General features: G+C 72.3%; 10 protein-coding genes. 8 read left to right on the forward strand and 2 right to left on the reverse strand.

What is annotated here, in order from left to right:
- Positions 1 to 59: 59 nt before the first annotated feature.
- Both I596_RS04155 and lpxO read left to right on the forward strand, forming a co-directional pair.
- Positions 60 to 1,262 carry a glycosyltransferase gene (locus I596_RS04155; protein WP_067644618.1) on the forward strand — a complete coding sequence of 401 codons (1,203 nt, stop codon included), beginning with the start codon at positions 60 to 62 and terminating at the stop codon, positions 1,260 to 1,262.
- A 165-nt stretch (positions 1,263 to 1,427) separates the two neighbouring features.
- Complete coding sequence (gene lpxO / locus I596_RS04160) at positions 1,428 to 2,330, forward strand: lipid A hydroxylase LpxO (protein ID WP_067651408.1); 903 nt, start codon at positions 1,428 to 1,430, stop codon at positions 2,328 to 2,330.
- Positions 2,331 to 2,520: 190 nt separating this feature from the next.
- Here lpxO and I596_RS04165 read toward each other — a convergent pair whose 3' ends face one another.
- Complete coding sequence (locus I596_RS04165) at positions 2,521 to 2,805, reverse strand: EF-hand domain-containing protein (RefSeq protein ID WP_067644621.1); 285 nt, start codon at positions 2,803 to 2,805, stop codon at positions 2,521 to 2,523.
- A gap of 220 nt (positions 2,806 to 3,025) precedes the next feature.
- Here I596_RS04165 and I596_RS04170 point away from each other — a divergent pair, with 220 nt between their 5' ends.
- The 6 genes from I596_RS04170 to I596_RS04195 all read left to right on the forward strand — a co-directional run bounded on the left by I596_RS04170 (position 3,026) and on the right by I596_RS04195 (position 10,923).
- Entirely contained in the window at positions 3,026 to 4,381 is a 1,356-nt protein-coding gene (locus I596_RS04170) for a phospholipase D-like domain-containing protein (RefSeq protein ID WP_223303913.1), read from the forward strand.
- Positions 4,382 to 4,751: 370 nt separating this feature from the next.
- Positions 4,752 to 5,927, forward strand: coding sequence for a phosphoglycerate kinase (locus tag I596_RS04175; RefSeq protein ID WP_067644627.1), 1,176 nt, complete (start codon positions 4,752 to 4,754; stop codon positions 5,925 to 5,927).
- A gap of 16 nt (positions 5,928 to 5,943) precedes the next feature.
- Positions 5,944 to 6,603: an HAD hydrolase-like protein gene (locus tag I596_RS04180; RefSeq protein WP_067651410.1), complete on the forward strand. Its 660-nt coding sequence runs from the start codon at positions 5,944 to 5,946 to the stop codon at positions 6,601 to 6,603.
- Positions 6,600 to 8,219, forward strand: a complete 1,620-nt coding sequence (locus tag I596_RS04185) for an ArnT family glycosyltransferase (RefSeq protein WP_067644630.1) — start codon at positions 6,600 to 6,602, stop codon at positions 8,217 to 8,219. The genes I596_RS04180 and I596_RS04185 overlap by 4 nt, the downstream gene beginning before the upstream one ends.
- A 108-nt stretch (positions 8,220 to 8,327) precedes the next feature.
- Positions 8,328 to 9,488: an agmatine deiminase family protein gene (locus I596_RS04190; protein ID WP_067644633.1), complete on the forward strand. Its 1,161-nt coding sequence runs from the start codon at positions 8,328 to 8,330 to the stop codon at positions 9,486 to 9,488.
- Between the two features lie 256 nt (positions 9,489 to 9,744).
- Complete coding sequence (locus tag I596_RS04195; protein WP_067644636.1) at positions 9,745 to 10,923, forward strand: agmatine deiminase family protein; 1,179 nt, start codon at positions 9,745 to 9,747, stop codon at positions 10,921 to 10,923.
- Between the two features lie 76 nt (positions 10,924 to 10,999).
- Here the strand turns inward: I596_RS04195 and I596_RS04200 are convergent, their stop codons facing one another.
- A complete protein-coding gene (locus tag I596_RS04200) occupies positions 11,000 to 12,400 on the reverse strand; it encodes a hypothetical protein (protein WP_150132004.1) in 1,401 nt (466 codons plus the stop codon).
- Positions 12,401 to 12,465 lie beyond the last annotated feature (65 nt).

A 12,465-nucleotide genomic window follows, 5' to 3' on the forward strand; every position in this document is an offset into this window, starting at 1 on the left:
CGCCGGGGGGCTGGCGCCCGCGGCGAGTCAGGGGAGGAACCGCGATCAAGACGTTTCTGTTGTTTCCGTATGCCAACCATCTCGGCGGCACGCAGCCGTTGATCGCCATTGGCGACGCCCTGCGCGCGGCCGGCCACCGGGTCGTGTTCGCCGCGCGTGGGAAGTGCGTGAGTTTCGTCGCCGAGGCGGGCTTCGAGGTCGAGGACGTGGTCGAGCTCGATCCGCGCCATGCGGTCGAGCACTTCAACCGCTCCAACCTGGACTACCACACGAGTGCGAGCATCGCCGCGTTCGTCGCCGAGGAGACCGCGCTGATCCGGCGCCATCGCCCCACCGCGGTGGTCGACCTGCATCGGCCGACGCTGGGGCTTTCGGCGCGGCTCACGCGCACGCCGCGCGCGGTGCTCTGCAACACCGTGCTGACGCGGTACTACACCGGCGAGCGCCTGTTGCCCGAGTCGCATCCGCTCGGCACGCTGGCGCGGCCGGTGCCCAAGCGCTGGCTGCGGCCGCTCAGCCACTGGGCCGAGAAGCAGCTGTTCCGGGCCTGGGCAAGGCCCTACAACGCGTTTCTGCGCCAGGCCGGCGAGGCACCGCTCGATTCGCTGCAGGACCTCTTCGAGGGCGATGCGACGATCCTGATGGACGCGCGCGAGCTGATGCCGACCGGCGACCTGCCGCCGCACGTGCACGCGGTCGGCCCGCTGCTGCGCGAAGCCGCGGCGCCCGCACCGGCGCTCCTGGCCGGCGTCGGGCCCGGGCAGCGGACGATCTTCGTCTACCTCGGCTCCTACGGCGAGCAGTTCGCGCGCGTCGTCGGCTACCTGGCCCGCCTGCTCGGCGACTCGGACGAGTACCGCGTGATCGCGGCGACCGGCGGGCTGTACGGGTATTCCGGGCCGCCATTGCCCTCCAATGTCGTCGTCACCGACTACGTGCCCGCCAGTGCGGTGCTGTCGCGAAACTGCGCGGCGATGATCAGCCACGGCGGGCGCGGCTCGATCTACTCGGCGCTCGGCCACGGCGTTCCGCTGGTGGGGCTGCCCAACCAGGGCGAGCAGGAGTGGAACCTCGATGCGATCGAGCGGCTGGGCCTGGGTCGCAAGCTGTCCAGCCGGCGCTGCAGCTTCGAGGCGTTCGCCCAGGCGCTGGGCGGCGTGCTGGACGATCCGGCCTACCGCGAGCGGGCCGGGCGCTTCGGTGACATGCTGCGCAGCTACGACGGTGCCGGCACCGCGGCACGGATCATCGCCGCGCTGTAGGCGGGTCTGCCGGCCGGGGCGGCCTGTGCGGCCCCGGCCATCGGGGCCGGTCGGGCTGGCGTGGACGCGATGGCGGCTTCACACGCGGCGACGGGCGAATGCGCTACCTTGTAGGGATGCCTGTCGCCCCATCGCCGGGGCGCCGTTTCCTCGCCCGGAGTGGTCGTGATCAAGTGGATCCTCATTGCCGCGTTCGTCGCGTCGGCGCTGTACGTGCATTTCCGTGGACGCGTGCGTCACCGGTTCTCGCGCCAGATCACCGACCACTCGACCTTCATGGCGCCGATCAACGTGCTGATGTACGCGTTCTCGCGCGTACCGACCACGCCGTTCGTCGATCCGGACCTGTTCCCGGAGCTGGCCCCGCTGCGCGCGCGCTGGCGCGAGGTCCGCGACGAGGCCCTGCGCCTGCGCGAGCTGGAGAAGATCAAGGCTTCGGAAGGCTACAACGACGTCGGCTTCAATTCGTTCTTCCGGCGTGGCTGGAAGCGCTTCTACCTGAAGTGGTACGACGAGGCGCATCCGTCGGCGAGCACCCTGTGTCCGGTCACCACGGCGCTGCTGCGGGAGATTCCCACCGTGAAGGCGGCGATGTTCGCCGAGCTGCCGCCGGGCGGCCATCTGCATCCGCACCGCGATCCGTTCGCCGGCTCGCTGCGGCTGCACATCGGCCTGCAGACGCCGAACGACGACGGCTGCTGGATCGACGTCGACGGGACGCGCTACAGCTGGCGCGACGGCGAAAGCGTCATGTTCGACGAGACCTATATCCACACCGCCAGAAACGACACCCAGGAACAGCGCGTCATCCTGTTCTGCGACGTCGAGCGGCCGCTGCGCTACCGCTGGACGCAGGCGGTCAACCGCTGGGTGGGACGGCACTTCGTCGCCGCCGCCGCCTCGCCGAACGAGACCGGCGACCGCACCGGTGCGCTCAATCGCGCCTTCGGCCGCTTCTATGCGCTGCGCCTGCGCGCCAAGGAGCTGCGCAAGCGCAACAAGGCGCTCTACTACGTGCTGAAGTGGGCCCTGTTGCTGGCGCTGGTGGTGCTGATCATCCGCTTGTAGCGGATGATCGACGGCCGATCGCGACGCGCCGGCGCGCCGTGACGGGGCGGCGAATCGCATCGCTGCCGGCGCCGGTCCGCCGGTGGCGCGTGTCGATGGCGCGCTGCAGCGGCCCGCGAGCGCGCCGTTCCGGAATCGCGTTCACCGGCCGCTTCGTCGGCAGCCTGCCCGCCAGGGCGGCACTTTCGGGTCAGTGGTGCGCCGGCGCATGCGACGCGCCCGCTTCGCACCGCGCGTATTCCTCGCGCGTCAGCCGGTGGTCGCCGTTGCGGTCGCAGGCTTTCAGGCGTTCGGCCAGGTGAGGCGCATGGACCACCACTTCCGGCAAGGTGACGATGCCGTCGTGGTCGGTGTCGAGGGTTTCGTAGGGAGGCAGCGGCTCGTTCGGGTGTGCGGCGGGAGCGGCAGCTTGGGCGGCGGCACAGCCGAGCAGGGTCGCCGCGAGGGCGAGCATGCGTAACGGTCGGGTGAACATGGCGGACCTGTCCGAAGGACCTGTGAGGGCCGCGGGATGCGGCGCCTTGGATAGACGCGCCGCCCACCCGGAAATTCCGCATTGCCGCACGCGGTCTTCAGCTCGCGTCCATCCGGCGCAGCGTGTTCGCGCTGCCCGGCGCGCGTCTTGACCGATGTCCCCGAGGCTGGAACGCTGATATCCGCCGGCCGCCGCCGGTGCGAGGGAGCCGGGAATCGACGTGACGACGCTCTGGGTGTCCTGGCACGCGCTGGCGGTCATCGGCGGCCTGCTGATCTATGCGGTCGTGACGCGCCTGCGCCGCGATCGGCGTCCGCCGGTCGCCGCGATCGCCTGGGTGCTCGCGCTGGTGCTGGCGCCGTATCTCGCGCTGCCGCTCTATCTGGTCTTCGGGGGCCGCAAGCATCGGCCGGGGGCGCAGGTGCCGGCGCCGGCCGCGGCCGGCCATGAGCACTGGACCGCCGCCTATGCGCGCGGCTTCGGCTTGGCCGGGCCGGTCGCCGGCGAGGTGGATTTCCACGCCGACGGCGCGGCGTCCCTGCGCGGCCTGATCGACCTGGTCGGCGCGGCAGGTTCGGCATTGGACGTGGCGACCTTCGTATTCGCGGCGGATGCCGACGGCGAGCGCGTCGCCGCGGCGCTGATCGACCGGCAGCGTGCCGGCGTGCGCGTACGCGTGCTGATCGACGGGGCCGGCCTGCTGCTCGCCCGGCGCGGCATCGTCACGCGGCTGCGGCGCGCCGGTGTCGCGGTGCGCCTGTTCCAGCCGCCGTGGGGCTTGCGCCTGGGGCAGGCGCGCAACCTGCGCAACCATCGCAAATGGACGATCGCCGACGGACGGCGTGTCTGGATGGGCGGGCGCAACCTGGCGGCGGAGTATTTCTCGGCCGATCGCGGCGGCCCGCCGTGGACCGACCTGACGTTCGAGCTGGACGGGCCGATCGGTGCGGTCGTGGCACGCCAGTTCGAGGCCGACTGGCGGCGCGCCGATCCGCAGGCGGCAGCGGTGGCGAGCGCGGTGCCGTCCGGCGCCGGAACGGGCGGCGATCTGCTGTTCGTGCCGAGCGGTCCCGACCAGGCCGAGGACACCGTGCTGGCCCTGCTGATCGCGGCCTGCTCGCGCGCCGAGCGGCGCATCGTCGCGGTGACGCCGTACTTCGTTCCCGATCCGGGCCTGCTGCAGGCGCTGCGGCTGGCCGCGCTGCGCGGCGTGGCGGTCGACCTGCTGGTGCCGGAGCGGTCCAATCACCGCATCGCCGACCTCGCGCGCAGCCGTGCCTTGCGCAGCCTGGCCGGTGCCGGCGCGCGCATCCACCTGGCGCCGGGCATGGTGCACGCCAAGGCGATCGTCTTCGACGACGCGCTCGCATTGGCCGGCTCGGTCAATCTCGACACGCGCAGTCTGCTGATCAACTACGAGTCGATGGTCGCCTTCCGCGCGGCGGCGCCGATCGCCTGGCTGTCCGGATGGATCGCCGCGCAGACGGTCGCCGCGCGACGCTATGTCGCGGTCGAGCCGTCGTTCGCGCGCGACGTCGGCGAAGGCCTGCTGCTGGCATTGACGTTCGAGGTCTGAGCGACGCGCCCGGCCCGGCAGGCGAGGCCGGGCCTGCGGCCGGGCGATGCCGGCATCGTTCGCGCTATGGGTAAGAAGATCAATCGCTTGTGAGCAGGGTGGACGGGCCGGTGCCGCGGTGGCCCAGTCTGCGTGAGGGTGCTCCGGTGGCATCGCCCATCGCCCGCTGCAGCCCGGATCGGCCATGCGTCCGCGATCGTGGCACAGCCGCTGCGCCGATCGCCTGCCGAGCCGATCCGGGCCCTGGCGGCGGGCACCTCGCGCGGTTTGCAAAGGCGCTGGCCAGCCGCTGTAATGGCGCGCTCGGACCGGTCCCGAAGGCCGTCGTCCCTTTCGCTGGTTCCCCGGAAATTCCCCGCAGGAGTGTTGCATGTCCATCGTCCGCATGAGCGATCTCGATCTGTCCGGCAAGCGCGTGCTGATCCGCCAGGATCTGAACGTGCCGGTCGAGAACGGCCGCATCACCTCCGAGCAGCGCATCGTGGCCTCGCTGCCGACGCTGCGCCTGGCGCTGGAGCGCGGTGCGGCGGTGCTGGTGATGTCGCATCTGGGGCGCCCGAAGGAGGGCGAGTGGACAGCCGAGGACTCGCTGGCACCGGTCGCCGCGCGCCTGGGCGAGCTGCTCGGCCGCGAGGTGCCGCTGGTGCGCGACTGGGTCGACGGCGTCGCCGTCGCCCCGGGCGACCTGGTGCTGCTCGAGAACTGCCGCATGAACGTCGGCGAGGCCAAGGACGACGAGGCGCTGGCGAAGAAGTACGCCGCGCTGTGCGACGTGTTCGTGATGGATGCCTTCGGTACCGCCCACCGGGCGCAGGCCTCCACCCACGGCGTGATCCGCCAGGCGACGGTCGCCGCAGGCGGCCCGCTGCTGATGGCCGAACTCGATGCGCTGGCCAAGGCGCTGGAGCAGCCGGCGCGCCCGCTGCTGGCGATCGTCGCCGGCTCCAAGGTCTCCACCAAGCTGACCCTGCTGGAGAACCTGCTCGGCAAGGTCGACCAGCTGATCGTCGGCGGCGGCATCGCCAATACCTTCATCGCCGCGGCCGGCCATCCGGTCGGCACCTCGCTGGTGGAGCCGGACCTGATCGAGACCGCCAACCGCATCGTCGCCGCGGCGCGTGCGCGCGGCACCGAGATTCCGCTGCCGGTCGACGTCGTGGTGGCGCCGGCGTTCAAGGCCGATGCACCGGCGACGGTGAAGCCGGTCGACGCGATCGGTGCGGACGAGATGGTGCTCGACATCGGGCCGCAGACCGCCGCGCACTACGCGCAGCTGATCGCCGCCGCCGGTACGGTGGTCTGGAACGGCCCGGTCGGCGTGTTCGAGTTCGACGCGTTCGGCAAGGGCACGCAAGCGGTGGCGCAGGCGATCGCCGGTTCGCCGGCGTTCTCGATCGCCGGGGGCGGCGATACGCTGGCGGCGGTCGAGAAGTACGGCATCGCCGAGCGGGTTTCCTACATTTCCACCGGCGGCGGGGCGTTCCTCGAGTTCCTCGAAGGCAAGACGCTGCCGGCGGTCGCCGCGCTGCTCGACCGCGGTGGCTGATCGGCACGCCGGGTCGCTGCGGCCGGCCGTGGTGCTGTTCGACCTGGACGGCACCCTGGTCGATTCGGAGCCGGGCATCGCCGCCTGCGTCGCCTATGCGCTGGAGCGCCTGGGCGTGCCGCTGCCGTCGCGCGAGGCCCTGCGCGACTGGATCGGTCCGCCGCTGCGGCAGAGCTTCGCCGGCGTGCTCGACGCCGACGAGGCGCGCATCGAGCAGACGGTGGCCGCCTACCGCGAGCGCTACGTCGAGAGCGGCTGGCGCGAGCTGACGGTCTACCCGGGCATCGCCGAGGTCGTGGCCGGCCTGCAGGCGGCCGGCAGCCGGCTGGCGGTGGTCACGACGAAGATCGAGGACCAGGCCCGCCGCATCGTCGCGCACCTGCCGTTCGGTGCGGCGTTCGCGGCCGTCTACGGCGCGCCGCCCGGGACCACCAGTGGCGACAAGACGGCGCGCATCGCCCGTGCGGCGGCGGAGCTGGGTGCTGCCCCGGCGGATTGCGCGATGATCGGCGATCGCCATTTCGACGTGGCCGGCGCCCGCGCCAACCGGATGACGGCGATCGGTGCGGCCTGGGGGTTCGGCACGGTCGAGGAACTGCGCGCGGCCGGCGCCGATGCGATCGCGCACGCGCCGGCCGAGCTGCCGGCCCTGCTGACGCGAAGCCCGTCCGCATGAGCCCCGGCTGGCGCGCATGGCTGGCCGATCCGCTGGTTCCGATCGCGCTGCTGCTACTGCCGGTGGTGTTCGTGCTGGCGCCGCTGCCGGTCGACGAGACGCGCTACCTGGCGGTGGCCTGGGAGATGCGCCAGAGCGGCGAGTTCCTGGTCCCGCACCTCAACGGCGCGCTCTACTCGCAGAAGCCGCCGCTGCTGTTCTGGCTCATCAACGCGGGCTGGCTGCTGACCGGCGTGGAAGGCTGGACCGGGCGCCTGCTGGCGCTGGGGTATTCGCTGGCGAGCCTGTGGCTGGTGCGGCGCATCGTGCTGCGCCTGGGGGAATCGGAGGCGGCCGCGTGCGCCGCCGTCTGGGTCATGGCCGGCATCGCCTGGTTCGCGGTCTTCGCCACCGCGATCATGTTCGACGTGCTGCTGGCCACCTGTGTGCTGGTCGCGCTGCTCGGGGTGCTCGACCTCGCCGAGGGGCGCAGCGGACGCGGCATCCTGGTGACGGGGCTGGGCATCGGCATCGGCGTGCTCGCCAAGGGGCCGGTGGTGGTGCTCGACATCGCCTTCGCCGGCCTGACCGCGCCCTGGTGGAGCGACGCCGTGCGGCGCCGGCCCGGGCGCTACTTCGCGGGGCTGGGAGCGGCCGTCCTGCTCGGCGCGGCGATCGGCCTGGCCTGGGCCCTGCCGGCCGCCCTGCGCGGCGGGGACGCCTACGCCCACGCGATCTTCTTCAAGCAGACGCTGGGCCGGGTCAGCGAGAGCTTCGCCCACCGGCGGCCGTGGTGGTGGTATGCGCTGATCCTGCCGCCGTTGCTGCTGCCGTGGCCGCTGGTGCTGCGCGGGCGGATCGCCGGCCTGCGCGCGGCGCTGGCACGTCCGGCGGTGCGCCTGGGCCTGCTGTGGACGGTGCCGACGGTGGTCGCGTTCTCGTTCGTCAGCGGCAAGCAGGGGCATTACCTGCTGCCGGTCCTGCCCGGCATCGCGATCGCGCTCGGCGTGGCGATCGCGCGCGGCCATCTGCGCATTCGCGTCGGCCTGCTCGCGGTCGCCGTCGTGGCGGCCGGGCTGCTGTTCGCCCTGCTGCCGTGGTTGGCGCCGTCGCGCGCGCACCTGGTGTGGCTGGGATCGGTCTGGCCGCTGTGGGGCATCCTCGCCGTGGTCCTGGGCGGCGCGCTGTGGTGGGCGCGCTCGCGGCTGGAGCAGCCGATGACGCCGGCGGTGGTGATGCTCGGCCTGGTGCTGCTGCTGAAGCTGGCGATCGTGCAGGGAACCGGCAGCCACTACGACCCGCGTGCGATCGCGAGCCAGATCCGGGCGATCCAGGACAGCGGCCGGCCGCTGATGCACATCGGCTGGCACCACGGCGTCTACGGGTTCGCCGGCCGGCTGGCGGCGCCGGTGCCGTTCGTGCTGCAGGCCGACCAGCTCCGCGCCTGGGCTGCCGCGCATCCGGACGGGCTGGTGGTCGGCCTGGAGCAGCGGTTCCGCGTCGGCGCCCCGCCGGTGTACCGTATCCCCTTCCGGGGCGGCCATGCGGCCATCTGGAACGCGAGCGACGTCGCCGCGGGCGGCATCGTGCCGGACGACGACGGCGGGGAGGTCGCGCTTCCGGATGACGAGGATTGATCGCGGGCCGCTGCCGGCGGGATCGCCGGTGCGGCCGGCTGCGGCGATCGATGGCGGAACGCCGGGCACCACGCGTCTTTCACGTCCAACTACATCCGGGGTGTTGCGATGATCGTCCGATCCTTGTGCCTGCTGCTGGCCTGCGTCGCACTCGCCGTCGACGCTGCACCGGCGCGGCGCGCCGACCCGGGCTATCTCGCGACGATCCCCGACGAAGACACCGATCCGCTGCCGCGCGGGCTCGCCCCGCGCGAGCGCGCCACCTGGCAGCTGCCGCAGTGGCCGCTGGCACCGTTGGCGCCGCCGCCGGGCCGGGTGCGCGCGCAGGCCGAGTACGAGCCCAGTCACGGCCTGATGATCCGCTGGGGCGCCTACAATGCCCTGCATACGTCGATGGTCGTGCCGATCACGACCGCCAGCCCGCCGTCCGACGTCTGGATCGTCGTCTCCGGCGCCAGCCAGGAGCAATCGGCCCGCGGCGTGCTGGCCGGCGGTGGCGCCGACATGGACCACGTGCATTTCATCACCACCCCGTCGGACAGCGTCTGGATCCGCGACTACGGTCCGCGCTTCATCGACGACGACGGCCGGCGCGCGATCTCCGACCACACCTACAACCGGCCCCGGCCGAACGACGACGTGGTACCGGCCGCCGTCGCCACGCAGTGGAACGAGGCGATCTACGCGCTGCCGCTGCGGCACGGTGGCGGCAACTTCCATCTGTTCCGCAACCGCGAGGCGTTCATGACGCGGCTGATCGCCAACGAGAATCCCGCCGTCAGCGAGCAGCAGATCATCGACTACTACCGGGACTACCAGGGCCTGACGCTGACCCTGACCGACCCGTTCCCGCAGAGCTACGACACCACCCAGCACATCGACATGTGGCTGCTGCCGCTGGCCGACGGCAAGGTGCTGATCGGCCAGTACGCGGCCGGCGAAGGCGGCGGCGTACCCAAGACGGTGACCGACGCCACCGCCGCGCTGATGCAGGAGCGCGGCTACACGGTCTACCGCACGCCGGGCTGGCAGTCCGGAAGCACGCACTACACCTACGCCAACTCGGTCATCCTGAACCGGGTGGTGCTGGTCTGCCAGTTCAACGGCTACCCGACGCAGAACGCCCAGGCCGTGGCCACCTACACGGCGGCGCTGCCCGACCATGAGATCGTCCCGGTGGATTGCAGCTCGATCATCGGCCTGTCGGGTGCGATCCACTGCATCGTCATGCACGTGCCGGACCTGCTGTTCCGCAGCGACTACGACTGAAGCACTGCGGCGCCGGCCGCAGGGCCGGGACGGCAGCCCCTGGCCGGCGCGCCGTCAGCCCTGGACAGGGCGGCTCGGGGGGCGGGATCCCCGCAGGTGTCCGCGACGGAGGCCGCGCCGCCGACCAGCCGGTGCCCCGGCGGCGGGTGCGGTGCCCGATGGGAAACACGCGCCTTCCGTGCTGCGCGCGTGCGCGGGTAGGGGTATCGTCACCGGCCGGCGTTTCACTCCCGCACATCCCCCAGGGTTCGCGCTGATGACCGTTCGCTCCTCGTGGCTGCTTCTGGTGGGTCTTGCCGTCGCGACGGCGGTCCACGCCGCCCCGGCGCGCCGCGCCGATCCGGCCTACCTGGCGACGATCGTCGACGACGAGGCCGATCCGCTGCCGCGCGTGCGCGCGGCCCACGAACCCGCGTCCCACCGGTCGCCGGCACCGCCGTGGTCGACGACGATGGCGGCCGCGCCTCCGGGGCCGGTTCGCGCACAGACCGAGTACGAGGCCAACCACGGCCTGATGATCCGCTGGGGCGCCTTCAATGCGCTGCACACGGCGATGATCGTGCCGATCACGACGGCCGACCCGCCCTCGGACGTCTGGATCGTGGTCTCCGGCGCCGGCCAGGCGCAGTCGGCCCGCGACGTGCTGGCCGGCGGCGGTGCCGACCTGGACCGCGTGCACTTCATCACCGCGGTCTCCGACAGCGTCTGGATCCGCGACTACGGTCCGCGCTTCATCGACGATGCCGGCCGGCGCGCGATCTCGGACCACATCTACAACTACGCGTCCGGGCGCCCGAACGACGATCGCGTGCCGCAGGCGGTGGCGGTGCAGCTGGGCGAGGCGATCTACGATTTCCCGCTCCATCACGGCGGCGGCAACTTTCATCTGTTCCGCAACCGCGAGGCGTACATGACGCGGCTGATCGTCAACGACAACCCCGGCGTCAGCGAGCAGCAGATCAAGGACTACTACGCCGCCCACCAGGGCCTGGACGTCACCCTGACCGACCCGTTCCCGCAGAGCTACGACGGCACCCAGCACATCGACATGTGGATGCTGCCGCTGGCCGACGACAAGGTGCTGATCGGCGACTATGCGGCCGGCGAGGGTGGCGGCGTGCCCAAGACGGTCACCGACGCCACCGCCGCGCTGATGCAGGAGCGCGGCTACACGGTCTACCGCACGCCCGGCTGGCACGCGGCCGGTGCGCACTACACCTACACCAATTCGGTGATCCTCAACCGCCTGGCGCTGGTGTGCCAGTTCAGCGGCTACGCCGCGCAGAACGCCCAGGTGGTCGCCACCTACCAGACGGCGTTGCCCGGGCACGAGATCGTTCCGATCGACTGCAGCTCGATCATCGGCCTGGCGGGCGCGATCCACTGCATCGTCATGCACGTGCCGGACCTGCTGTTCCGCAACGACTACGACTGAGACCGCCACGCGCGGCATCGGCCGGCGGGCCGGCCGCCACGGAGCGGGAGGCGTCGCGCGGCGAGGCCGGCCGGAGCTAGTCCAGCGGCGCCGGCTCGCTGGTGTCGACATGGCGTGGCGAGCCCGGCCAGCGCACGAACAGCGCCAGGTTCCAGCCTCGCTCGGCCAGGCCGCGCCGCAGGCGCGAGGTGGCCTGGCCGGCGACCAGCGCGGTCTTGTCGCGGACGCGGAAGTCGGGCCGGTCGAAGAAGGCCTCGACTTCGGGTGTCCAGCTCAGGTAGTCGACCGGCAGCGGCACCACCAGCGCGCCATCGGCACGCTGCCAGACCAGTCCGGCGCCGACGGTACGCAAGCGGCCGGTACCGGCGTCGACGCCGGGATCCACCGCCAGCATGCGTAGGGCGTTGACGATGAAGCGCGCCTCCAGCTCCGAGCGGGCGGTCATCGCCAGTTCCAGCAGGGCATCGCCGCCCGCGGCCGGCCGCAGCGCGTCGAGCGCGTCGAGCATGCGACCGTGGAAGGTCGGCGTGAACGTGCCGCGGCGCAGGAACTGGCGTACCAGCAGGTCGTCCGCGCACCACGTGCCGAAGCGTTCCTGGTTGCGCGCCCGCAGCGCGTCGCCGTCCAGCGCCCAGACCGCACTGTCGATCTGCAGCGTCGTCGCCATCGGCCCGGCGCCGGTGACGCCGGCCAGCAGGCCGGTCGCCGACAGGCGCCCGCCGGCACCGGCCCAGGCGAGCCGGTCGAGCTGGTCGTGCAGGTAGGGATTGGAGGTGTACGGGTCGAGGCCGAGCTGGCGCGCCAGCTCGCGCTTGACCTGGCCGTACTCGACCTGGCGCTTGAGTTCCCGGCCGGCTTCCGCGCCGGCCTTGCCGTACCAGCTGTTGCCGGCGCGGTCGCGCCGGTTCTCGCGCGCATCGGTCATCGGTCCTTCCGCGGCCGGATAGGGATTGCCGGCGGTGCCGAATTCACGGGCGACCCGGTCGGACAGCGACTGCGCCTGCCGTCCCAGCTTGACGAACGGTGCGGCGAAGAAGCGGGCGACGCCGGCCGGCAGGCCGCGCAGCGTGGCGACCGGGTGCATGACCACGTTGCCGACCGCACGCGCCGTGCCGCCGAGCGTGCCGCCGGCCGAGCGCGCGAACGCTTCCGAATGCGTCACCTGCTCCAGCGCGGCCAAGGCCGGCAGTTCGGCTTCGCGCTCGGCGAGGATCTCGATGCTCTCGGCGCGCACCGGCCCGGCATCGGTGTCGAGCGTGAAATGGGCCATGTAGCCGCGGATCTCGACGTGCGGGTCGACGCTGAAACCGGGGCCGGCCAGCAGGTCCGGCGGCACCAGCGTGGCGGCCTCCAGCACCGGCTCCTCGTCGTGCGGGGCGTCGTCCGGCACGGCCGCGGCTGCCACGGGCAGCAGCAGGAGCCAGAGGGCCGGCGCGAGCGGCGGCCGGGAGCGGGCGGTGGAGCGAAGCGGGCGCATGACGGACGGCATCGGGGAACGAGGCATCATGACAGCCGGCCGGCGACGCCGGCTGACTGCCCGGG

Origin of the sequence: Dokdonella koreensis DS-123 (assembly GCF_001632775.1) — a bacterium.
Lineage (GTDB): Bacteria > Pseudomonadota > Gammaproteobacteria > Xanthomonadales > Rhodanobacteraceae > Dokdonella > Dokdonella koreensis.